Genomic DNA, 22,852 nt, shown 5'->3' on the forward strand with positions numbered 1-22,852 from the left:
AAATTTTTCTGGAGATCTACTCCTGATAAACTTTCTGTGAGATAGTAACTACGGCCTCAGAAAGTTCTTTCACATCTTTACGCAGTTCCTTGACTTCATTATCAAGAGCTTTCCTGTGGATTTCTTCACTGGCGCTTATAGAGGCCTCTTCATCCTCAGAACTTGAGATCTGGGATTTGATTTCTGAGATCTCGCTCTCCAGTTCCTCAAGTCTCTCGGCCGTGTCTATTCCTTCTACCTTGATTCCTTCCTCACTGCTGTCGGTTTCTATACGTGACTCAAGATCTTCAACTTTTTGCTCAACTTCCTCAAGCCTGTTATCTGCTTCCTCGGCAAGATCAAGCTGGCTACTCTCTATCTCGCTCAATCTACCGTCCAGATCTTCAATATCGTCCTGTATATCTTCTTTGAATTCCTCAAAATCCTCTTCATCCATATCAAGGCCCAGATCCTCTGCATCAAAGTCGAGTTTATCTGCTATCTCCTCGAATCTTTCCACTGCCTCATCCAGACTCTCATCCTCGAGCTCTTCATCTTCAGATTCTTCTTCAGTATCTCTTTCCTGCTCCACTTCATCTATCTCTCCTTTAATAGATCTTATATTCTCTTCAAGACTGTCTGAAAGCTCATCTCCAGATCTTTCGACATCATTATCATTAGAAGCTTCCCCTGTCTCTATCAGACGCCCTTTCTTTGCTTTAGCGTCGCCAAAATCCGGAGTTTGCCTGGATTCAGTATCTGTCTGTCCTGAAAAACTGTTGTCCGATATATTTTCGCCTTCTTCAGGATTTTCTCCGGACTCTCCTGAATCAAGGCCTAGATCATCTTCGCTGAGGCCTCTCTGAGTTCCTCCGGCATCCTGGCTTTCCTGTGATCCGAATTCGTTTCCTTTTTCTACTTCTGTTGCCTTTCTCCATTCGCTGCTGGAGCCCGAGAACTTTTCGTCCTGTTCAAAAGCTTTTTTGGAGCGTGACTTGTGCATCTCGGCGATATCCCTGTCTCCGTCTCCGGGCTGCGATCTATCGAGATTTGCCTTCCCCGCTATGTTGCTGAAATCATTCTCTTTATCTTTATCCGAACTGCCGAGAAACGGGATGTTAACCATTTGCCAAAGTCACCTGTAGAAAATATGGGGCAGACCTGAATAAAAATGTAGATGATGCGACCGGATGGAAACAGTAAAAATGCTTCAGCAGAAAATCCCTAATCAGAGGCCTCGAAAAACAGATGAGCATCACAGGATTTCTCTGGAAATATGTAGCAGGTCCGATAGTAGCTGACGCTCAGAACGTTGAATCGCTCACGTGGAACGGAGCAACAGCAGCCACAGGATATAACTCTGTAAACACGGTTCTGTACGCTCTAGTTGCCACAGCGATAATATACGGAGTCTACAGAGGCTTCAGGAGGTACAACGTCGAATTCACGATGGAAAAAGTGCTTTACTCGCTTCCATTCATACTTCTTGGAGGCCTCATGAGATTCGTTGAAGACACAGGAGTCATAGATTATCCGCTCTCTATAATACTCATAACTCCTATACTACACTTTGCTATACTGGGCCTCTACACGGCGACACTGGCTTCTGCAAGGAAGCTTGAAGGCCTGAAAAATCTGACTGAAAATCAGCTGATGCTTTACACAGGTTCAGCGATACTTCTCCCGGCTGTAATCTTCACACTCAACTTTTTCAGCGGCATAGACTTCCGTATAGATCTGCTTCTGACAGCTTTCGCAATCCCGATAATCGTTACAGCAGTATACAGATTCTTGGTGGCTGATACAGAACTTGACAACCCTGGATATCATCTTATTGTATTCAGTCAGCTTTTCGGCGGCGCTTCTAGCATGCTGGCAGTTACACAGGGATACGAACAGAAACAGCTACTTACACAGGCCTTCACATCCATATTCGGTGTTTCGGGTATTCTGATCGCCAAGACGCTTCTTGCAGCCCTCGTAATATATGCTCTTCTCGATGTGGAAGAGGAAGAGTTCCAGGCCCTAGCCGTACTTGTTCTTGCCGTTGTAGGCCTCGCCACAGGAATCAGAGTTTTACTGAGGATGCTGGCAGGGATATAGGAAAATGTTCAAAAACAATGCCGTGTAATACAATGTATTATGGCCTTTCTGTGCATAGATATAGGAGGAACAAATACGATAGTAGGAGTAGGAAACGGAGATTTTGAATCTGTAGCAAAGTACAGCACCGGCGAATTCGTCGAAAATGTCCGTGAAATGATAGATGAGGCCTTAAAGCCGTCACACATCCAGCAGGAAGACATAGAACAGGTGGCTGTCGCAGCAGCAGGCCCTATCGACAGGGAGAAAATGGTTTTCTATCCTCCAAACGTTTCAGACAAGCAGGGCCTCGAAAAAATCAATCTGGAAAAAGCACTGGCAGGCCTGGGCGAAATAACGATAATAAACGACTGTACATCAGCGGTACTTGGAGAGTACCACTATGGAGGGCATAAAACAGATAATCTTGTCTATGTAACTATTTCATCTGGCATAGGGGCAGGAGCGATCATTCAGGGACAGTTAATTGAAGGAAAAGACGGAAATTTTGCAGAAGTAGGGCATATGGAGATAAGCACAGAACTGGAATGCGGATGCGGAGGCCAGGGGCACTGGGAGGCCTATGCTTCAGGTGAAAATCTTCCAAAGATGGCAGATCAGCTTTTTGACCTGAAATACGATAACGCAGTCGAAATATTCGAACAGTACAACAGAGGAGACAGCCAGGCCCAGAAAGTCATCTCACAGATGCAGGAAGCCAATATACAGGGATTATCAAACGTTGCAACGCTCTACGATCCCGATAAAATAGTTCTGGGCGGAGCAGTAGCACTGAACCATCCCGAAACAGTAGTAGAGCCTCTTGAAGAAAGAGTTGAGGAAAGATCTGTTAACTCAACTCCTGAAGTAGATCTCTGCAGTCTCGGAGAAAAATCCGTTATACACGGCCTCAGAGCCGTATGTAACGGAAAACACAGTAACTGAAGTAAAAAAGTTGAGAGGCCTTTCTCGAGGCCTGAAAATTTATTCTTTGACGTCTGCTACATCGCCCAGTGTGGCGCTTCTGTCGTCTCCGGAGTCCTGATCGACGTCGGATACTTCGGGATTGACATACAGATCGATGCCGAATTTCTTTCCGATCTTTGAGGCCAGAGATTTTTCTGGCTTCAGATCCTGGCTCTCGATTTTCTTGATCACGGACTCTTTTTCGTTCAGGCTGTCAGCGACTTCGCTGATTGAAAGTTTCTCTTTTTCACGGGCCTGCTTGATCTTTTCTCCGTAGTTGGAGTCAAGTACTTTTGTCTTCCGGCTGCTTGAACTGGTGCTTCGGCTTTTCTTCTTTTTACGCTTCTTGGAGGTTGTTTCAACTGTTTCCCCCATTTCAGCACATGAGTCACAGACGTTTAGTGTAGCTCCTTCGATTTTAGCTTTTTTGAGAGAATCCTGTTCTCTACCACAAAGTTCACAAGATGACATTTTCAGTTCACAAATCCTTTTTTGATTAAATTTCTGCTGTAGATCAAAATTTTTCTGTAGAAGACAATTGTACTCGAAACATTAAAATACCTCGCAAAACAGGCCTCTGAAAAATCCGCCAAGAAGTTTAAACACAGGCCTCCAAAACAGAAACAGGATGACAGGACTGATTGGCTGGTGGCCTCTACACGAAAACTCAGGATCAACAGCTCATGATCTTTCAGGAAACGATAATCATGGATCTTCTAACGGTGTTAATCCTGGTGTAGCAGGGAAGGGAGGCCTTACAGGCTACAGCTTCGACGGAGCTGGCGATTATGTTGATCTTAATCGTTTCGGCACGACTTTTACTTCCCTCTCTATATCTGCCTGGGTGAACGTATCCGATAAGTCTTCTACAGGACAGATTCTGAGAGATTATTCAGATAATAGCTTTACTTTACGTACCAACAGCGGTGAAATCGAGTTCGGTATGAATTCCGACAGTTCGGCTTTCACATCAGTAACACACGCCATCAGCAATGATACGTGGTATCATGTCGTGGCCACATGGGATGGAAGCCAGATAGAACTGTATATTAACGGAGAGAAGAAAGATACTGCTTCATGGAGTGATGCACATGCATGGGATACAAACAGAAATCCATCCATAGGCTACAAGCCCTACAACTCGTCCCAGTACTACAACGGCAAGGCCTCCAGCATCAGACTGTATGATCGTGCCTTAACTCCTTCTGAGATCCAGGAACTGTATGAATGGGGATCCGGTGATTATGTGAGGCCTCCGGCTGAAAGTGATTCTGGAGTTTCTCGCTGGAGTTTTGACGGCGATGTAACTGATTCATGGGGATCAAGGGATGGAACAGATAATACAAGTGCAGGATTCTCTTCAGATTCTGTGAGAGGCCAGTCAAAGTCATTTGACGGAAGCGATGACTTTGTGGATATAGGTAGTCTGGGTGTCAGCAGAGGCGATCCTGTAACTGTCAATCTATGGATAAAGAAGAAGGGAGATATAACAACTTCAGAAGATCAGACTATTTTTGCATCTGAAAAAAGCAATCCCTCCAATGGAAGACTGTATATAGAGGCCGACAACGATAGATACCAGTTCTACGTCAATAGCGGGATAATAAGATCAACCAGTTCTTTCAATTATTCCTGGAATATGCACACCTTTGTCTGCGATGGCAGCACAACCAGTTATTACATCAATAACGTATTTCAGGAAAGCATAGCTGATGATTTCTCTATACCTGATCTTGTTCTAGGCCAGGATAGTGACACGAGATTTTTCGAAGGAAAAGTCGATGATCTAAGGATATACAGCCGAAATATTACGCGTCAAGAGATATCTGAGCTCTACAGGTACGGCACCAGAGGCCGCGATATGAGAAAATTTACAGTGAATAGCAGAGGCCTCTGAATTTTTCTGTAAAAAACTGTAAAATTTTCAGGCCGTGTAGAGGCCTTGAACACCGTTTTTACCACGGGTGTTGAACAAAACCTGTTTTAGAGGCCTGAATGGTACTGTTTTCTGCCTTTAACCCCCGTACCTATAAAAAAGAGGACTGACAATACCTTATTGGAGGATTTCACAATGGTAGATGTACTTAAGAAGTCTGGCGTCCGTGACGCAGCTGATGGAGTCAACGTTGGCTCCGATTTCTACGATGCTCTAGATGACGAGGTAAAGGATCTTGTCGAGAGAGCTGTAGAAAGAGCTCAGGAAAACGGACGAAAGACTGTAAAGGCAAGAGATGTATAATCTCAGGTCTTTAAACAGTCAAAACATACCTTAATTTTTTCTTTTTCTCCTTCATTTTCACTCAAGATCTGCTATAAACTCTCTTACTTCAGAAATATTTTCCTCGCTTATATTTTCTCCTTCCAGAGTCACACGTATCAATTCTTCTGATCCGCTGGGCCTTAGAAGAGCCGTGAAGTCCTCGAAATCCAGTTTCAATGCGTTAAATTTTTCGTGGATTATCAGGCCTCTGGCATTGGCTTTCTCTCTGATTCTAAGCATTAAATCGTTCTTCTCTTCAACACTGGAGTTGAATTTTTCTGTGTCATACTTCTCCAGATCATGGATAATCTCCGAGAAGCTTTCATCTTTCTCTGATATCAGGCCTGATACAAGAAGTGCGAAAAGACTCCCTGAATCATACGGTACAAATTCCGAATCCATTAAATGGCCGTTGGGCTGTCCTCCAAAAGTTATATTTTCTTCAAGAGATTTGAGTGCTGTAAATACTGCTCCTACTGGAGCATAACTTATTTCTCCATCGTTGCTCTCTACAGTGTCTTTTACTGTTCGGCCTGCGTTGACTGAGGCGACTATCTTCTCGGAGACCTCCAGATACTTTTCTGACAGGAGGGCGAGCGATGTGTCGCCGTCCACAAAGTTTCCGTTCTCGTCTACAAACATGACACGATCAGCATCACCATCAAATATAACGCCGATATCAGCTTCTTCTTCCAGTACTTTTTCCTGCAACATTTCTGAAGATTTTTCTGAAGGCTCAGGAGAGTGAGCAGAGAAATCAGGATCAAAACTGTCGTTAATTACTTTAACTTCAGCTCCAAGCTCTCTCAGTGCGTCAGGTGCCGCCAGGCATCCAACGCTGTTGGAGCAGTCGACTATTACTTCAAGGCCTGAAAGATCTTTATCGAAAAGTTCCCTGTAACGTGAAACAAGACCTTCAATGTACTCTCCCAGAAGATTTTCCTCGCTGAGTTCTCCGTAGCTTTCGGCGGAGGCCTTTTCCCTCATGTAGATCTTTTTGATCTCCGCCATCTCGGCGTTACTGAGTATCCTTCCTTCAGAATTTATCGGCTTGAAGCCGCCGTAACTTGGAGGCATGTGAGATGCTGTTATTTGTACTGCGGCATCAAAATCTTTCCTCGCAAGATAAGCTGTCATATCTGTAGTTGCAAGGCCTGTAGCAGTGACATCACATCCCTGACTTAACAGGCCTGATATCATGGCATTGTAGAAAGCAGGCGAGCTTTCTCTGATGTCTCTGCCGACTAGAATATTGCCTGAATCCCAGTAAAAGCCTAAAGCCTTTCCCAGCTGGAAAACTAGCTCTGAATCGATCTCTTCCGGAGCTTCTCCTCTTATATCGTATCTCTGAAAGACTTCAGGCCTTGCTCTCATCTTTCTAGCTCTACTCTCTGCTTGAAAGCTCTCTGATCAGGTTTTTCTGGGCCTTGATGTAGCCATTCGGAAGATAATCTTCACGTCTATCCATCATTCTTTCAGCATGTGTGGTTGCTTTCTCCGGGATGTAGTCGTCTTCGCTGCCAGGATTCTGCCATGTGAAAGGATTCACGTTCGAAGTAACTTTTCCGGCGATCTTGGCTACAGGCCCGATCTGTTTGCCTGTGTAAATCCCGGTCTGTATATCAGTCTTTGTGTGATCTGCTATGCTGGCTCCTACTTTCAATCCAGCATCTGTGCTGCCTTCCACAGGGTGTTCGACTGTTACATCGCCGTAAGTATTCTTCAGATCGGAGTTTGTTGTCCCTGCTCCGAAGTTCACCCAGCTACCTACTACTGCATGTCCCAGGAATCCATAGTGATACTTGTTCGTAAAGCTGCTCATTACAGCATCTTCGAACTCTCCGCCTGCTCTGGCGACGTCTCCGATATGAGTATTCTCGTGTATAACGGCGTTTTCGCCTGCCCCGACTTTTGTATCTATTCCAATATATACAGGGCCTTCAATACGGGAGTTAGGCCAGACGCGTGTGCCTGAGCCGATGTATACAGGGCCTTCAGAGGTATCGATAGTTGCATTGGCATCTATCTCTGCATCTTCTCCAATGTACAGGCCTCCATCTCCGATAATTTCTGCCTCCGGATTTATCTCGCCTTTAACCTCTTCTCCCGGGAAGCTATCTCTGATCAAATCTCCGTTGTGCTCGACTATATCCCAGGGATACTCAAGTATAACAGGCTCCTCATCGATTTCAGTCCTTTCGAACTCTTCCACAAACTCCTCGATATCTTCAAAATTGGGATATCTGTCTGTTACGCCAGCGATGAAAGTATCTTCGTAGTAGAGGCCTTCACCACTCTCTAGATCTTCAACACCGCTCCTGATAACCTCATTTGGTACGACAGTGGAGTTATAGAGCAGAAATTCGCTTTCAGGTATAGAATTAACTTCTCTTTCCAGATCGTACAGCTCGGTGTTTCTCTCGGTGATTTCCTCAAGATACTCTGGTACCAGAACGCTTAGCTCGCTGGAGTTGAGGCCTCTTTCGATATGCTCAAATAATGTTGATCCTCCGACTTCAATATCGGTACTGCTTCTTGTATAAGTCAGAGGCTTCATCGAATCGTGCCCAAGATCGGCAATAACGGTTCTCATACGTCTTTCACTTCAGAATTCTTCTTTACGTCTTTCAGATTCCATGAAGAACTGTTCGGCCTCTTCAAGAGCCTCACGGAGCTGTTCAACAGTCTCCTGATTCTCAATAGTTATACGCCCCAGATCATTGTCGTTGATCTCTATAACAATCTTCCCGTCATCTTCAGCTTTTGTAGTATACTTCAGGATCTCCTCAGGTCCTGTCTTGAATTCATGAAGTTTCTCCGACATACAAGAAAAATTCCCGCCTAGAGTTAAATTATCTTCCACTCAGGCCTCTCCGAACTCATTCTTTACAGCTTCGACCACGTAATCAAGACTTCTTTCCGATCGATCGAAGACAATACCAGGAACAGATACTCTTTCTATCTCCTCCTCTCTATCATCCACGAGAAAATCTATGTCTATCTCATCCTTGTCTTCGTCTTCCACGATAAAGTATCCATCAACATGCTCAAGCGCTCCTGACTCCGCGATTTTTCTCTCCTGAAAATACGGATCACCACGACTAACAATCATCAACTGGAAATCATCACGTAGCTCCTCCAAGGCCTCTATGTCATCGTACAGAAATCTATCGGCATGTTCCAGGGCCTGAAAGATCTTTTTCACGCCTACTTCAAGATTATCAGCATGTAAATCCGGATCATAATTCCCTTCCTTCGGGTACTCCTCCAGAAAACCAGGTATCTCGCTGTCAAGAAAATCTTTGAACCGATCTGTCTCAAAGAGAACACGATCAAAATCCAGGCCTATAATCATCTACTCTTCACCTATTATCTCTGTCTCAGAGTTTCTGGAGGTCTTTTCAACTTTCCTGCCCTCTCTCAGAATAATGTTTTCCACATCAGCCTCTGCTTCACTGTTATTCATAATCACTGAATCCTTTACATCTCCCTGAACTTTTGCGCCTTCCAGTACAGCAGAATCAGAGATCTTCGAGCCTTCTCCGATCTTTGCGTTATCTCCGACAAAGACATCTCCCTCAAGCTGTACGTCATCGGCTACATCTGCAGTTTCAGCGACTTCAATACCATCAGTGACCTCCTGAGAGGCCTCGACAAGCTGGAAAGGATAGCTGCACGGCAGCCATTTATCCGCCTCAACGAACTCGACTTCGTGATCGATCAGGTACTCATTCACAGCATCAGTTATCTCGTACTCTCCTCGCTCCGATTTCTCCACGTTTTCCAGCAGATTGAAAAATTCTGGCTGCACCACGTAGAAACCGATGTTCACAAGATTTGAAGGCGGATTCTCCGGCTTCTCCACAAGGCCTGAAATTTTCCCATCTTCAAGCTCGAAGACACCGAATTTCTCTGGTTCATCAGCTCTCGATGCCAGTACCGCAGAGTCGTATCTCAAGGCATCTACAGCTTTCTCGCCGTAGATATCATCCCCGTTCATGACGACAGTTTTTCCATCGATGAACTCTTTCGCCTGTAAAGCTGCGTGTGCTGTTCCCAGGGCCTGTTCCTGTTCAACTATTTTTATATCCGATCTATCGGAGAATTTTTTCTCTAACTCGTCGATCATGTATCCGCCGACGACTATTATCTCGTCGACTTCGTCCTTGATCAACTCGATGTTGTGTTCGATTATAGTTTTCCCTGCGACAGGTAAAAGAGGCTTCGGGGTATCATCGGTAAGAGGCCTCATACGCGTGCCTTTTCCGGCGGCAAGAATCACTGCTTTCATAGTACAGTTTTTTCAGGCGTTCAGTTTTATGTTTAATTTCTATCTCAGGCCTCTAAGTTTTTACTTGCTGATCTCGGAAAGATCTGTTCTTGCATCAGGCACGAACTTTACTCCACGAATCGAGTTATTCATCTCTATATAGCTGCGTGCTCCGATAAAAGACTCTCTTATCACGGATCCTGAGCGTAAATCACATTCCTCTGCAAATATACACGACTCTACAGATACACCGGAATCCATGATGCCATCCTCAAACACTATAGAATCTATAACTGAATCACAGGCCACAACATTATTCGCAGATACTGAAGAATTTTTCACATGAGCATTTGGACCTACCCGAGCATTTTCACCTATATAGACGTCGCCCTCGAGGACTGCTCCAGGCTTCAACACTGCGCCTTCATCTATAATAGCGTTGCCGAGTACTGAGGCCTCTTCGTGGACATCAGCACCTTCACGTATTTCTACATCATTTATTTCGTACTCTCTTTTCACTTGATCGGCCTTGAGAAGCTTTTTCGGGCCTCCGACATCGATCCAGTAATCTTCTATAAGCTCGAAAGTAGCCTCGTCCTCGTCTATAAACTCTCTGACTGCATCGGTCAAAGCTTTTTCCTCACCTTCAAGATTTTTCACAACATCCATTATTTCGGGCCTGAAAGCATAGATGCCGGTGTTAACGAGAACGTTGTCGGGATTCTCCGGCTTTTCCTCGAGTGAATTGACTTGGTCGTTTGTAATACTTAAAACGCCGAATTTCTCTGGGTTGTCCTCTCCAGCGGCCAGTACCGAGGCCTTTGAATCCGTCTGCTCAAATTTTTTCCTCAAATTTTCAAGATCTCGCTGTGAGACAGCTACATCTCCGTTGACAACGAAGAAATCTTCCTCTATGTCTCCACAGGCCTCTAGAGCTCCTGCGGTGCCGTTAAGTTCTTCCTGTACAACTACTTGCACGTCGTCGTCTTCTGCGTATTCTTCCTCGAAGTCTTCTTTCATGTGATTCGCTACTATGAAGAATTCGTCGACGCCTATAGCTCTCAGATCCTCGACTATATGGCGTGTAAGAGGCTTTCCCATAACAGGCATGAGGCCTGTAGGCTTTGTCTCTGAGAAAGGGAACATCGAATCCTTTTTTACTGCACACGGTATAACGGCTTTCATCCTGCTATACGTTCACTTTCTTCATTTTCAAGTATCTTTCCATCACGAATCCTCAGTTTCTCAAGGCGCTCATTGCTTATTTCCAGCACCTCAGAGTAATTTTTCCCTTCAACTGCGGCATCCCGTACATCAAAAATCGCGTTCATAAACACGTCCGTCTCCTTTTCAGTAATTTCTCTTTCATGTATCCCGGCCGCTTCAAACACAGTATTTTCCAGCATCCTGTACAGTTGATCATGCATAAAATCTCTTGTGGCGATTTCTCCCCTGGAATCCAGATCATAAAGCTTTTTTTCCAGCATATCTCCGGCCAGATTCCTTGAGCCCTCCACAACAAAGAAACGGGCCTCTTCGTCTACAAAGGCCTCTCCATCGTCCTCTACATAATCTCTGTCGATGACATGTTCGCCTGTGATCTTTCTTATTCTTGAGGCCTCTTCTGCGGCTTTGTCGCTGATGCCCAGCCAGCTTGAATTTAACTCGATGGATACGTCCTCAAAGCTGAATTCTGCGTGTGTCATGCCTGTCGCTGCATCCTCGAGATCGTACGTGTAGCCGCCTTTGAGGCCTAGAAGCTTCTCTGATCCGAAATTTTTCGGAACGAAAAACTCTGCATCTACGTCTTCAATTTCAAGTCCATAATCTCCTGTAGAGGCCTCCAGAAAGTCAAGAACGTACGCTTCGTGAATCATCTTATCCAGTATATCTCCGCCGAGTACCCCTATACGGTTTACAGGATCTATTATTTTTTCCAGGCCCATACAGCTTTCTCTGAATACTTTAATCGAGTCTATATCTTCGTCTTTAACTATTTCAAGAGTTTTTTTGACTACGGGGCTTTCTCTCTCGATAAAATCGACTGAGAACGTAACATCTTCGTTTTCAGCCAGCTTTTTTTCTGAAATATGTTCCTCACGACTCATGGAACTCGGCTTCTCAGTCAGATGGTGGAAGCCGTGCCTCAGTGACTCGTAGATATTGTCCGGATGGATGTCCGAAGGCCCTGCATCGTAGACAAGGACGTTTTCTCCCGAGGCCTCTTCATACATTTCATCTTTGTCGGCGAATGTTTCAGTCTCGATTCTGTGCTGCCTGGCAAATTTCTCCGCGGCCTCTAATTTTTCCCGATCTGTATCACAGATGCCTCCGATCTCAACGTTAACTTCCTCCATGTGGTTCGCCATGTCAACAAATTTCTCGAATCCGTGGCGTCCGAAGTCTCCCAGCCCTATCTGATAAATTTTTACAGTCTTCACGTCTCAGAAATTTGTTCTGCTCCGGTTTAAAATCTCCCTTCGTCAGAGACAACAATAAAAAGATTCTCAATTTACTATTTGTTGGTAACAATGGCCGAGAAGAACAAGACGATATCTTTCAGAGTACAGGAACAACAGTTCGATGAAATGAAGGATATTGCTGAAGATCTCGATACCTCTGTCTCGAAGCTGATGAGAGATCACGTAGAAGGAATGGCGGACGATCCGCTGTACAGAGAAGTACATATGGAGTTCTACGACGATGACAGAGACTTCGAGGCCTTTGTGGATGATGAAGACTACTTCGATACCGAATGGGTAGATCAGACGGCTGTCGACTACGATAAAATGCTTGAAAAGTTCCATGAAGTCAAGTACAGGGCTGAAAGACAGGAAATGGATGAAGCCTACAGGATAATCGATGAAATGAAGGAAGAAGGATTCGAAAGAGAGGCATTCCTGCTTAACTCCATAACTGCCCAGTACAGAGAATAGATTAAAGTATACACCTGTACAAAATTTCTTTATGCCGAAAATTTCCTGGGATAATGATGATTTCCAGAAAAGTCAGGATTCTTCAGGAACTACTACGGAAAATATTTCCGGTGGAGGCCTTGAGCAGGGATACTTTCACGGCTCTTTAACTAGGGGCCTTGTGGTGTATTATCCGCTTGATTCCGGTTCCGGTTCTACAGCTATCGATGAAGTCATGGGGAATGATGGAACTATCAATGGTGCTTCATGGGCTTCTGGTTCAAAAATAGGGGATTCCTGTCTTGATTTCAACGGCTCTAGTGATTATCTGGCGATGCCTGAAATAGCTTTAGAGGATTCTTTCACTGTTTCCCAGTGGGTAAATCTTGATCAGGATAAAGACTGGAATAATTCTTTCGGCTCAGAGTCAATACTTTCTATGATCTCCTACGCTGATGGCAAAATACAGTGTTATATCGGCGATGGAAATAGCTGGCAGGCAGAGACAAATACAGGTACAGGAAAAACAAATCCCGGAAACTGGCAACACTGGCTGATAACCTACGATGGATCAACACTAAGATTCTTCCTCAACGGCGTACTAGAAGACAAAACATCCATCTCAGTAGCCCTGCCATCTACAGTTCACCACATCGGTGCAAGAAACAATCAAACCAGCGAATACTCTCTAGACGGTAGAATAGACTCCACAAAAGTATACCGTAGGCCTCTATCAACGCCTGAAGTACAGGCCCTATATAATCTAACTAGGCCTTCAAAAGTTTCTCCAGGTGATACTGTAGTATGACAGGCCTGATCGGCTGGTGGCCTCTTCACGAAAACTCTGGAAGTACTGCGTATGATCTCTCAGGAAATGGAAATCACGGGAGTTTGAGTGGCGGTGTTACGACGGGTGTGGCCGGTAAAGGAGGCCTGACAGGATACAGTTTTGATGGGGGTAGTGGCTTCGTTAACTGGAGTGATGGAGGTCATGTCGAGAGCAAAGCGCCTCCGGTTTCGATCTCGCTTTGGGCATATTTTCCATCTGGTAGCCAAGGTCCTTACTCTCTTTTCAGCCAGCAGGATGATGGAGGGAATACTGTTCTCGTCATGTTGGGGGATAGGGCTGGCGAGGACAAGGTGAAGTTCTCGATTTACGATGATAATGATACGTGGGTAGATCTTCCAGGCGGAAATATCGAAGAAGGATGGATGCATATTACAGCTGTCTGGAAGCCTGACCAGACAATGCAGATATTCGTGGACGGTAAGAAAAAAGGAGAGGCTTCAACTACCGCAGGAACAGTTGATACTTCAGATCCTATCGGAGAGCAAGTCCTAGGTATTTACGATTACGGAGGATCAAATGAGGCCTATTTCAATGGCAAAATCTCTGATGTAAGAATTTACAACCGCGTTCTCAGCTCGGTGGAAGTCCAGCAGTTGTATGAATGGGGCAACGGAGACTATGCGAGGCCTGTAGATAGTTCTGATTCTTCTGCTGTTTCTCGCTGGAGTTTTGATGGAGATACAACGGACTCATGGGGATCGAATGATGGAACTGACAATACTTCGGCAGGCTTTGTTTCTGGAGTTAGAGGCCAGGCGAAGGCCTTTGATGGAAGCGATGATTATGTGGTTTTGCAGAGTAGTTCGGGTGTGGATGGTAAAGGCGGTCATACTATCTCCTCTTGGGTTAACCTCAATTCGGTTGATGAGGAGGACATATTTGGCAAGTGGGGGAGCGACAGTAGTAACAAATCTTACCTTTTGATGGTTTATGATCCTGGTTCTGGGCCTAATGTGCGAGGGCATGTACATGATGGAGCGAATTCATACGTTGTTGATGCTGGAGACGCTGTAAAAACCAATGGGTGGTATCATGTAGCCCAAGTATGGGATGGAAAGAAGCTCTATGTGTACACGAACGGCAGGATGTCAAATAGTATCAGTGCGGATATCAGTCTCGCAAGTTCAAGTAAAGACCCTCACATAGGCCACAGAGGCTATAATGCTTCATCTCATCTTGATGGATCAATTGATGAAATAAGATTTTACAACCGTGCGCTTTCACCTTCAGAAGTTTTTGAACTTTACAGATGGGGGACGGGAGGCCGCGATTTGAGAAAGTTTACTGTTAATTCGAGGTAGAGGCCTGTCTTTTTGTCGCACCCTATTTAAAATTTCGTCTTCAGTGTTTGTTTACGAGGTTTTCAAAATGGGAGATCGACCTGCAAGCATTTACAGAGAGCAGCCTAATCAGCCTTACACGCGACAGGCTCAGAACAAAAGAGATAATTATGTCAGCGGTGCTCCGGCTCCAAGAGTAACTCAGTACGAGATGGGAGCACGAGATAAGGACTTCGAGAAAGAAGTCGTACTTATAGCTGAAGAGGACTGTTCGATCAGATCAGAGGCTCTTGAGGCAGGACGAGTTGCAGCTAACTCTTTCCTTTCAAAGGAGTTCGATCCTGAAGAGGAGTACAAGCTGAAGATCAGACCTTACCCGCACCACATTCTACGATACCACCCTCTTGCTGGAATCGCTCAGGCAGACCGTTACTACGAAGGTATGCGTAAGCCTTTCGGACGACCGATCGGCCGAGCAGCTATCGTAGATGAAGGAGACGTTGTGTTCAAAGTCTCCGTTGGAGAAGGCGACACAGATGAGGCAAGGAAGGCTCTAGAGAGAGCTAACCACAAGATGCCTGTCACCTGCAGAGTCCGCATCCAGAAGTAATTCTACATATTCCCTACTTTACTTTTCTACCAGGAAACTCTTCTCACATTTCCTACAGCCAAACATTTAATTGTTACTATAGAATAACAACTCATGAGTTTCGATGGGCCTTCTGGCAATCCACGAATCATAGATATGGATGAAGAGATGCCGGACTACGACACTATCTTGAAGGCCCAGAACACGTATGAAGAACTTCTTGAAGAACTGGAAAGATACTCTATGGCAAAGATTCAGGGCGGCGATGTACAGGAAGAGCTTGAACTTGTAAGAGACGACATAAGAGATACGAGAGCATACATCAAAGTCGAGATCGAGACTGTACAGCCTCAGGACTTTATAGTTGGAGATGATGCCGGCGAGTACGATGAGAAGGCGGAAAGACTTTTCAGGCCTAAGGTAGATTTCCTGGAGGAACGCTTTGAATCGGCTGAAGAGTACAGAGAGCATCTTCTGGACAGGCTCTGAATTTTCAGGGCCTGCAACCGAAGATTTAATTCACGGCTCTGAGAAATAACTGTGTATGGTTGAATGGAAAGGCGATATCAGCGAGGAATCGGGTGTAAAAGCAGAGAGACTTGACAAGCTGGACGGATTTAACGTACCTAACTTCTTTGTGATAACGCCTGAAGACATCAGTGAACTTTTCAACGGAAACAAAGATTCTGAAAGAATACTTAACACTTCTATAGATCAAAGAGCTAGGGAAAACATCAAAGAGGCCTATGAAGATGTAGGCATGAGCTCGGAAGTCAGAAAGGCCTCAGGGAAAGCTAAAAGCCTTGTCGGAGGCCAGAGAAATAATCAACTTGTCTCGATCAGAGTTTCAGATTCTGGCAGAGAGAAGTATACTTACAAGCTGAATGTCGGCCTTTCAAACTTTTTCGACGCACTTAAGGAAGTCGTGTCGTCCTACTGCAGCAAGGAATCAGATTATCCGGCTATAATAGTTCAGAAAATGGTGGAGCCGGGATACACGGGAGCTCTGGAGAATCACGGCAGATTCTCTATAGTTGAAACAGTTCAGGGCCTTGGAATATCTCTTGAGGAAGGCCTTACGGAGCCATCGACGTATGTGCTCTCTCAGGGAAGGATTGAAGATGTCTTCATGCCGGAGGAGCAGCTGGAGATCAGCAGAAATCCTGTTCATGGTGATAATCAGAGGAAAAAAGTTGAAGTCGATGAGAGGCCTTTCAAAAGCTCTGAGATCCAGTCTCTGGCGCGAAAAGCTTCACGGATGGGTGTTAATATCAAGTTTGTCTACAAGAGAGGGAGTTTCCATATCGTCGATGTCTACGAGCCTGTGAATGATGGCAGGCCTGTTATAACTGGAGAGGGCATCCGGGCCTCGAAGGGAGAGATCAAGGGGAGGGTAGGCAGGAACGTCTCCTTCAGTGATCAGACCTTGCCACCTGAAGATTTCCAGGATGCTCTTATAGCGGGGAAAGGAGGGTACACCTCTAGAGATGGATACCGGATCCGCCAGTCAGGCAAGCCAGCGATCTTCCAGTTTAATGGAGAGCTACAGCAGGGCACCAGCGTTGATGTCGGTGCAGAAGAAGTAAACATAGAATCATCTTCTGCCTCCACTGAAAGGCCTCGTGGCAGATCTGAAGAAAGAGAAGTCAACCCGTTCAAACAGGACTCCGGCTCTGAGAAAGCTACTATTGCTTCAGAAGTCCTGCCAGTTGATCCCAGGATCGGCAAAGGGATATGCATAGACAGAAACTCCGATCAGGGATACGTGCTTACAGACAGGGAAACGTCCGCTACACGTATTCCCGAATCGGGATATGTCTCCTCCTATGAAGACTTCTTCACTTTTGAAGGCGATAGAGCGATAGTAGATACACGCTCGATCAGTGCTGAAGGCCTGGAGAGAGCTTTCGAGTACATGGAAGCCGAACTGAAAATACTTGTTATGGCGGAGCCCAGGCCTGAGATTGTAAGGCCTGCTGTACAGAACGGCTTCGAAGTTTTCGGTGTTGCCGAGGAGCATATAGAAGGCCTCTCTGAATTGCTGGCATCCGAGGAAAAAAAGTTTATCATGGATCGATTGCGGAATCTTGAGTAACTAAAAAAGATTGCGTCTTGAGTATAGGATATGACACCAAAAAACAGCCGTGAAAAGAAAACTGAAGACCGCCAGAAATTCAACTATGAAGAGTTCGAGGAAGTTCTGGAAGAGATAAAGGAAGAAGACTATGACACGATAGGCCTTCAGGGTCCTGACGGCATAAAGCCTCAGTTGATAGATTATGCTGATCAGCTAGAGGAACATGGATTTGATACTGTTATCATCGGTGCTTCAACTTTCGGAGCCTGCGGTATCGCAGATGAAAAAGCTGAAAGAATGGGGGCAGATGCACTGATCCATGTAGGCCATACAAGATTCCTTCATCCGGAAAGACAGGACATGGACGATCTAAACGTGTACTATCTTCCATACCGAGAAGATAGGGATCTCATGGGAGTTCTCAGAGAGCATTACGAGGAGATTGATGCCGAAAAAGTAGGTCTTGTTGGAGTAACACAGTATATGGATAGAGCTGAAGAGGCCCGTGAATTCCTTGAAGACAAGGGATTCGAAGTTGTGGAAGGGAAGACAGGCCTCAGGACAACAGAGCCAGGACAGGTACTCGGATGCGACGCTGGAGCTGCACACAACATTGCGCATAAAGTAGATGCCTTCGTCTTCCTCGGCAGCGGACACTTCCATCCTTCACAGGTCTCGGAGACAGGTAAGGATATCTATGTTGTAGATCCTTATGAGGAGCACATTTGGGTAGAGCCAGCTAACTCTCTCGATGACGAGACTCGGGCCGAACACGCACGTGTAATCAAGCATAAAGACAAGAAGAAGTGGGGTATCGTCACTTCATCCAAGAAAGGCCAGAACTATATGCAGGCGGTACAGATAGCAAAAGAAAAGCTGGAAAAACACGGCAAAGATGTATACGTTTTCGTTGAAGACAGGATTTTCGAGCCTGACTACAAAGGATTCGGTATAGATATCTACGTCAACTGTGCCTGTCCAAGAATGACAAAGGACTGGCAAGACATGGCTTTTGTCTCTCCTTCAGCTCTAGATGTTCTGAACGAAGTTGATATAGAGCACGAATAATTCTTGGTTTTCTCCAGTTTTTGGTTCAGTTATCTATCTGCCCTAACATATAAAAAGCTGTTACTATGTAATAACAACATGACTTCTGGCGGTGTGACTCCGGAGAGCAAGAAGACGAAGTTCGGGAAGGTGCCGGATTATCATAAGGCGAGGAATGAGCTTTCTGGTGAGGATATCGGGGAGTTGGTCGATGATATTTCTGAGTATGAGGGTGATCTATATGGATCTGCTCAGGATGTTGCTAGAGCTTTCTACGAGGAAGATCCTGTCAAGTACAACAAGAATCAGATGACTGTTCGTGAGACGGCCAAGGAGAATGTTGATAAGCACAGTCAGCCAGGATGGGCCTGGGAGCTACTTTCTGTATATTCTGAAGACATGGGGAAGAAACTTCTTGATGTGCCAAGTGATGGATCTCATAAAGGCCTGCTTATAGATGAAGATTTCGAAAAAGTGTTTCTGTATGCGAAGGATGCGGATGGTATTCCTGCGGTAGAGCATGTTGACAGATGGTATGAGAACGGTATTAATGCGCAGTCTCTGGGATATGAGCTTCCTGCGGATGAAATGGAGAGGACTGCTCTTGATATAGGCAGAAACGATGAGCTGGGAGAACCTGTTCTCATGATGAACTACAACGGCGATATGGTGCTTGACTCAAAAATTAACGAAATGCTGGAGGATGTCGAAGAGCAGATCCAGGACAGAAACGAATGGGTCAAAGACTCGCAGCCAGAACGCAGACAGCACCTAGAAGGAAAAGATGTGGAAGATGTCGAGGCGTGGACAACAGGCCTCGAATTCCTGATTGAAAACGACTATATTGAAAACTGGGGTGTAGAAGAGTACAAGAGAGGTAAGGATAACACTGCAGTAGATCCAGAGACACTGACCAGAATAATGGTGGATCTAGGAGAGTTCAGGGAGACAGAAGACGATGATGAAGACTACGACTTCAGCCCTAGAACCACTGGAATAGATGATTCTCCGGGCATGATGCTGTCCAAAGGTTCTGATGATCGTCCAAAAGGTTACTGAGATTCACTCCCAGAAACTTTTCTCAAGTAGCTTCTCTCTATCATCGAACTCCTCTTTATCATGAATCATCTCCCGAATCCGCTCCTGACCTCTCGTGAAACCTATCATCACAGCACCAACAAGACGATCGCCGTCGAAGAAAAGCCTCCTGTACTCATCATCGGAATATTTCCGTTCAAGGGCCTCTCCACTCCAGTCACCGACAGCAAGGAACTGTACATCGAAATGACCGACACCATAGGTATTAACATAGTCAAAGGCCTCTTCATTACCTAGCATGTTTTCTGCCGCACATTCTCCCATCTCCTCGGAGTGATCCCAGGAACCGTTCACCGTCCTCCGCTCAAAAGTAGGAGAATAATACTCAACCATGTTCCCGGCGGCAAAAACATCATCTGAAGAAGTCTTCAGATACTTATCAGTCCTGATAAGGCCTCCATCGGTCTTCTCAACGTTGATAAACTCGGAGTTAGGTGTCTGTCCTATAGCGACCGCCACAGAATCACATTCGATCTTTTCACCGGAGTCGAGGACTGCAGCTGTGACCTTTCCATCCTCTGTCTCGAAATCAGAGGCCTCTGTCTCCGTCATCACGTTTACTCCTTTCTCTTCAAGTTTTCTGTGTACTATATCCGATCCCTCCTCATCGAGGCCTCTGTGCCACCAGTTGCTCTCTCTGATAAGATAGTATGTCTCCGCATCGTTTTCAGCGTACGCAACAGCCAGATCGATTCCTAGAAGGCCTCCTCCGATAACTACAGCTTTTTCACACTCTTCTGCATCGTTTTTGATTCTTTCAGCATCTCCCATGGTCCACATGTAGTGTACGTTATCGTTTCCGTCGTCGAAAGGTAGTTTACGTGGTGAACCTCCTGTGGCGACGAGAAGGCGGTCGTAGGAGAAGTTTTCGTCACCTGTTTCAACTTTTTTCTCCCCGGTATCGACTTCGGTGACTCTTGTCTCTAGATGTAGATCGATATCCCGTTTCTCGTACCAGGCCTCGTCGTGGACACGGGCGTACTGCTTCGGCAACGTCCCTTTCATGTAGTTCTTCAGCATTATACGGTTGTACAGAGGCTCGGATTCATCAGTCAGAACCGTGATCTCTGCCTCTTCATCCTCTTCTCTAAGCTTTTTGGCTGCTGTAGCACCAGCATTACCGTCGCCTATAACCACGAATTTTCTGTCAGACATAACCAGATTAAGGCCTCTCAACTTTAAACAAACTTGCACCAAAAATTACCTGTGGAAGCGCTCCTCGCAATCACTGCAGCAGTATTCCTTGGAGGCCTCGTAAAAGGCATCAACGGATTCGGCTACGCACTTGTATCAACGCCACTTCTCGCACTGATGATGCCGGTACAGGACGCAGTAGCGCTAATGATAATACCGCTCGTCGCCTCGAACATCGAACTTGCCTCGCAGTCCAGTATCTCCGAACTGGAAAACTGCACGAGAAAATTTTCAGGCATCATAATATCACTTCTGGCAGGAGTCACAGCAGGAATGCTCGCCCTGACAAAAATCCCTTCCAGGCCTCTGGAGATAGCTGTAGGCCTCACAGCACTGGTATTTGTACTCTCCCAATTACAGCTCTTCGAGAAATTTTTCTCCAGAATCTCCACAGTATGCTTCAACACATGGGAGCCTGTAATCGGATTCCTGTCAGGCATCGTATACGGAGCCACAAACGTCGCAGTAACAGTCGTCGCATACCTCAAATCACAGAATCTCTCCCACAGAAAATTCACCGCAACACTTGCGATAACAATCCTCGGAATCTCGGTTTACAGGGTGTTCCTGGCCGAGATCACAGGCCTCTACGCAGGAACAGACAGGATAATTTTTTCACTACTGCTTGGTATACCAGCGGTTATAGCAGTCAAGATCGGACAGAGATCCGCTGGAAAACTTCCGGAGAAAACTGTGGAGAAAATCTCCCTGGTAACGATCGCAGCGATAGGCCTCCGACTTATCACCGGTTGAATCATAGTCTGAGTGAAGCCCTCCAGTAAAGTATATTGGATTTATAATAATTACCACCGAACACGAAGTTACAAGCGGTGCTGGTGTAGTCTGGCCCATCATTTCACCCTGTCACGGTGAAGACCCGGGTTCAAATCCCGGGCACCGCGAACTCGTTTCTCTCATTTTCCTAACTTACTTGAATTTTCTATTGAAACTTCACCGTATGCCTCCGAGCTTTGAACCAGTGTACTGTCCGTACTGCGGGGAGAAACTGGGATCAACCAGTGTTGAAGGCCGTGAAAGACTTTACTGCGAGGCCTGCGACAGGGTTATCTGGAGGAACGCAGATCCTGTTGCAGCAGTTATAGTCAGAGAAGATGAAAAAATACTTTTCATAAAGAGAGGTATAGAACCGGGGAAAGGAGAATGGAGTCTGCCGGCAGGATTCCTGGAGCTCGAGGAATCTCCTTCCGAGGCTGCTGTACGTGAACTTGAGGAAGAGACAGGCCTCAAAGTAGAGGAAGAAGATCTCGAGTTCATGGACGCAGTCAATATGGAACGGTTCCCGGGACAGAGACTTGTAGCCACAGTATACACTGTAGAAATAGATCAGGCCTCTGGAAAAATTTCACCAGGTTCAGACGCTGAAAAGGCCTCCTTCTGGCGTATAAAAGATTTCGAGGAGAGCGATGAAACGCTGAGAAAGCATTTCATCTCGGCTCTAGGCCTCTAAAAATTTCTGTTTTCAAAGTCCGTAGTGATCTGCAACAGTCTCTCTGTCATCCAGAACTACATCGTCATAGACGCGCCGTCCCATCTCCGTTATCTCTACGTTTTCCAGACTTCCTTCTTCTGTGGCATCGTACTCCAGCAGGCCTACGGTGGAGAGCTGTTCAACTGCATCCATGTATTCTTCAGGCACTTCTCCGTCGTTGACTTCTTCTCCAAGTATATACAGTACGGGAAGTGCTTCAGGATGGGAGTCTGCCAGCATGTTAAATCCTAATGCATTGTACAGGTTTCCTACTGTGTCTTCTCCCTCGTAGACTAAGTCTCCATCAGAGGCCTCGAAGTAGCTTGCGGCGATGTGATTATCGTTTACAAGCTCCATTAGCGTGTGATTCGCTTGATCCATCTGTGTTCTCCAGGTTCCTCCGTATCCGGTCAGTTCCCATCCGTCTGGAGTATTCTGTACCAGTTTTTTCTCCTCCATATCGTCCAGTATATCTCGCAACTGCATCTCGAAGTGTCCGAAGTTTTCTCCTGCCTGCCAGCCGCTTGAGCCGGTCTGGAAAAGGCTTTCTATAACGTCATTCATCGTCTCTCCTCTTGAAATACTTGAGAAAACTCTGATAGGTGTTTGGCCGCCCAGACTGGCGTATATTTCACTTTGCTCCCTGAAAATCGGGTCTCTCTGGATATGTCCGTCAATATTTACCATGTAACCCGAATCGCCTCTGAGATTTATTACCTTGACGTAACTTCTATGAAAATCATAAAACAGACAGGG

At 45.7% G+C, this 22,852-nt stretch carries 25 protein-coding genes and 1 tRNA gene; 15 read left to right on the plus strand and 11 right to left on the minus strand.

Features of this window, described 5'->3' with window-relative positions:
- Positions 1-16: 16 nt before the first annotated feature.
- A complete protein-coding gene (locus tag ACK3SF_RS00060; RefSeq protein ID WP_414837788.1) occupies positions 17-1,105 on the minus strand; it encodes a hypothetical protein in 1,089 nt (362 codons plus the stop codon).
- A gap of 122 nt (positions 1,106-1,227) precedes the next feature.
- Between ACK3SF_RS00060 and ACK3SF_RS00065 the strand changes: the two genes are divergently transcribed.
- Both ACK3SF_RS00065 and ACK3SF_RS00070 read left to right on the plus strand, forming a co-directional pair.
- A complete protein-coding gene (locus tag ACK3SF_RS00065; RefSeq protein WP_414837789.1) occupies positions 1,228-2,082 on the plus strand; it encodes a DUF63 family protein in 855 nt (284 codons plus the stop codon).
- Positions 2,083-2,121: 39 nt separating this feature from the next.
- Positions 2,122-3,006, plus strand: a complete 885-nt coding sequence (locus ACK3SF_RS00070) for an ROK family protein (RefSeq protein WP_414837790.1) — start codon at positions 2,122-2,124, stop codon at positions 3,004-3,006.
- 39 nt (positions 3,007-3,045) lie between these two features.
- Here ACK3SF_RS00070 and ACK3SF_RS00075 read toward each other — a convergent pair whose 3' ends face one another.
- Positions 3,046-3,498, minus strand: a complete 453-nt coding sequence (locus ACK3SF_RS00075) for a multiprotein bridging factor aMBF1 (protein ID WP_414837791.1) — start codon at positions 3,496-3,498, stop codon at positions 3,046-3,048.
- A gap of 157 nt (positions 3,499-3,655) precedes the next feature.
- Here ACK3SF_RS00075 and ACK3SF_RS00080 point away from each other — a divergent pair, with 157 nt between their 5' ends.
- Together ACK3SF_RS00080 and ACK3SF_RS00085 are read left to right on the plus strand one after the other, a co-directional pair.
- Positions 3,656-4,924 (plus strand): LamG-like jellyroll fold domain-containing protein, encoded by a 1,269-nt coding sequence (locus ACK3SF_RS00080; RefSeq protein WP_414837792.1) that lies wholly within the window; start codon positions 3,656-3,658, stop codon positions 4,922-4,924.
- 174 nt (positions 4,925-5,098) lie between these two features.
- Positions 5,099-5,266 (plus strand): DUF1931 domain-containing protein, encoded by a 168-nt coding sequence (locus ACK3SF_RS00085; protein WP_414837793.1) that lies wholly within the window; start codon positions 5,099-5,101, stop codon positions 5,264-5,266.
- 57 nt (positions 5,267-5,323) lie between these two features.
- Here the strand turns inward: ACK3SF_RS00085 and ACK3SF_RS00090 are convergent, their stop codons facing one another.
- Genes ACK3SF_RS00090 through ACK3SF_RS00120 form a run of 7 tightly spaced genes read right to left on the minus strand, consistent with a single transcriptional unit; the run spans position 5,324 to position 11,998 of the window.
- Positions 5,324-6,661: a hypothetical protein gene (locus tag ACK3SF_RS00090; protein WP_414837794.1), complete on the minus strand. Its 1,338-nt coding sequence runs from the start codon at positions 6,659-6,661 to the stop codon at positions 5,324-5,326.
- Between the two features lie 10 nt (positions 6,662-6,671).
- A complete protein-coding gene (locus ACK3SF_RS00095) occupies positions 6,672-7,880 on the minus strand; it encodes a putative sugar nucleotidyl transferase (RefSeq protein ID WP_414837795.1) in 1,209 nt (402 codons plus the stop codon).
- 12 nt (positions 7,881-7,892) lie between these two features.
- The gene (locus tag ACK3SF_RS00100; protein WP_414837796.1) at positions 7,893-8,111 is read right to left on the minus strand and encodes a hypothetical protein; all 219 of its coding nucleotides are present in this window, start codon (positions 8,109-8,111) and stop codon (positions 7,893-7,895) included.
- 39 nt (positions 8,112-8,150) lie between these two features.
- Positions 8,151-8,642, minus strand: coding sequence for a hypothetical protein (locus ACK3SF_RS00105; protein ID WP_414837797.1), 492 nt, complete (start codon positions 8,640-8,642; stop codon positions 8,151-8,153).
- Positions 8,643-9,578 carry a sugar phosphate nucleotidyltransferase gene (locus tag ACK3SF_RS00110; RefSeq protein WP_414837798.1) on the minus strand — a complete coding sequence of 312 codons (936 nt, stop codon included), beginning with the start codon at positions 9,576-9,578 and terminating at the stop codon, positions 8,643-8,645.
- A 60-nt stretch (positions 9,579-9,638) separates the two neighbouring features.
- Entirely contained in the window at positions 9,639-10,742 is a 1,104-nt protein-coding gene (locus ACK3SF_RS00115) for a sugar phosphate nucleotidyltransferase (protein WP_414837799.1), read from the minus strand.
- Positions 10,739-11,998 (minus strand): Gfo/Idh/MocA family protein, encoded by a 1,260-nt coding sequence (locus ACK3SF_RS00120; protein WP_414837800.1) that lies wholly within the window; start codon positions 11,996-11,998, stop codon positions 10,739-10,741. The genes ACK3SF_RS00115 and ACK3SF_RS00120 overlap by 4 nt, the downstream gene beginning before the upstream one ends.
- 90 nt (positions 11,999-12,088) lie before the next feature.
- Here ACK3SF_RS00120 and ACK3SF_RS00125 point away from each other — a divergent pair, with 90 nt between their 5' ends.
- From ACK3SF_RS00125 to ACK3SF_RS00160, 8 genes are all read left to right on the plus strand, one after another.
- On the plus strand, positions 12,089-12,493 hold the full coding sequence (locus ACK3SF_RS00125; protein ID WP_414837801.1) for a hypothetical protein: 405 nt from the start codon (positions 12,089-12,091) through the stop codon (positions 12,491-12,493).
- Between the two features lie 31 nt (positions 12,494-12,524).
- Positions 12,525-13,280: a LamG domain-containing protein gene (locus ACK3SF_RS00130; RefSeq protein WP_414837802.1), complete on the plus strand. Its 756-nt coding sequence runs from the start codon at positions 12,525-12,527 to the stop codon at positions 13,278-13,280.
- Positions 13,277-14,623, plus strand: a complete 1,347-nt coding sequence (locus ACK3SF_RS00135) for a LamG domain-containing protein (protein WP_414837803.1) — start codon at positions 13,277-13,279, stop codon at positions 14,621-14,623. Before ACK3SF_RS00130 ends, ACK3SF_RS00135 begins: the two co-directional genes overlap by 4 nt.
- 67 nt (positions 14,624-14,690) lie before the next feature.
- On the plus strand, positions 14,691-15,212 hold the full coding sequence (locus tag ACK3SF_RS00140; protein WP_414837804.1) for a 50S ribosomal protein L16: 522 nt from the start codon (positions 14,691-14,693) through the stop codon (positions 15,210-15,212).
- 93 nt (positions 15,213-15,305) lie between these two features.
- Positions 15,306-15,680 carry a hypothetical protein gene (locus ACK3SF_RS00145; protein WP_414837805.1) on the plus strand — a complete coding sequence of 125 codons (375 nt, stop codon included), beginning with the start codon at positions 15,306-15,308 and terminating at the stop codon, positions 15,678-15,680.
- A 55-nt stretch (positions 15,681-15,735) separates the two neighbouring features.
- Positions 15,736-17,286, plus strand: coding sequence for a hypothetical protein (locus ACK3SF_RS00150; protein WP_414837806.1), 1,551 nt, complete (start codon positions 15,736-15,738; stop codon positions 17,284-17,286).
- A gap of 30 nt (positions 17,287-17,316) precedes the next feature.
- A complete protein-coding gene (gene dph2 / locus ACK3SF_RS00155; protein WP_414837807.1) occupies positions 17,317-18,336 on the plus strand; it encodes a diphthamide biosynthesis enzyme Dph2 in 1,020 nt (339 codons plus the stop codon).
- A 78-nt stretch (positions 18,337-18,414) separates the two neighbouring features.
- Positions 18,415-19,374: a hypothetical protein gene (locus tag ACK3SF_RS00160; protein WP_414837808.1), complete on the plus strand. Its 960-nt coding sequence runs from the start codon at positions 18,415-18,417 to the stop codon at positions 19,372-19,374.
- A 3-nt stretch (positions 19,375-19,377) separates the two neighbouring features.
- Here the strand turns inward: ACK3SF_RS00160 and ACK3SF_RS00165 are convergent, their stop codons facing one another.
- The gene (locus ACK3SF_RS00165) at positions 19,378-20,568 is read right to left on the minus strand and encodes an NAD(P)/FAD-dependent oxidoreductase (protein ID WP_414837809.1); all 1,191 of its coding nucleotides are present in this window, start codon (positions 20,566-20,568) and stop codon (positions 19,378-19,380) included.
- A gap of 51 nt (positions 20,569-20,619) precedes the next feature.
- On the opposite strand from ACK3SF_RS00165, the gene ACK3SF_RS00170 reads away from it, so the two are divergent.
- The 3 genes from ACK3SF_RS00170 to ACK3SF_RS00180 all read left to right on the plus strand — a co-directional run bounded on the left by ACK3SF_RS00170 (position 20,620) and on the right by ACK3SF_RS00180 (position 22,075).
- The gene (locus ACK3SF_RS00170; protein WP_414837810.1) at positions 20,620-21,360 is read left to right on the plus strand and encodes a sulfite exporter TauE/SafE family protein; all 741 of its coding nucleotides are present in this window, start codon (positions 20,620-20,622) and stop codon (positions 21,358-21,360) included.
- A gap of 74 nt (positions 21,361-21,434) precedes the next feature.
- A tRNA-Asp gene (locus ACK3SF_RS00175) sits at positions 21,435-21,509 on the plus strand.
- Between the two features lie 56 nt (positions 21,510-21,565).
- Positions 21,566-22,075 carry an NUDIX hydrolase gene (locus ACK3SF_RS00180; RefSeq protein ID WP_414837811.1) on the plus strand — a complete coding sequence of 170 codons (510 nt, stop codon included), beginning with the start codon at positions 21,566-21,568 and terminating at the stop codon, positions 22,073-22,075.
- A 12-nt stretch (positions 22,076-22,087) separates the two neighbouring features.
- On the opposite strand, the gene ACK3SF_RS00185 is transcribed toward ACK3SF_RS00180, so the two are convergent.
- Positions 22,088-22,783 carry a hypothetical protein gene (locus ACK3SF_RS00185; protein WP_414837812.1) on the minus strand — a complete coding sequence of 232 codons (696 nt, stop codon included), beginning with the start codon at positions 22,781-22,783 and terminating at the stop codon, positions 22,088-22,090.
- Between the last annotated feature and the right edge of the window lie 69 nt (positions 22,784-22,852).

It is taken from the genome of Candidatus Nanosalina sp. VS9-1 (genome assembly GCF_047555085.1).
Classification (GTDB): Archaea; Nanohalarchaeota; Nanosalinia; order Nanosalinales; family Nanosalinaceae; genus Nanosalina.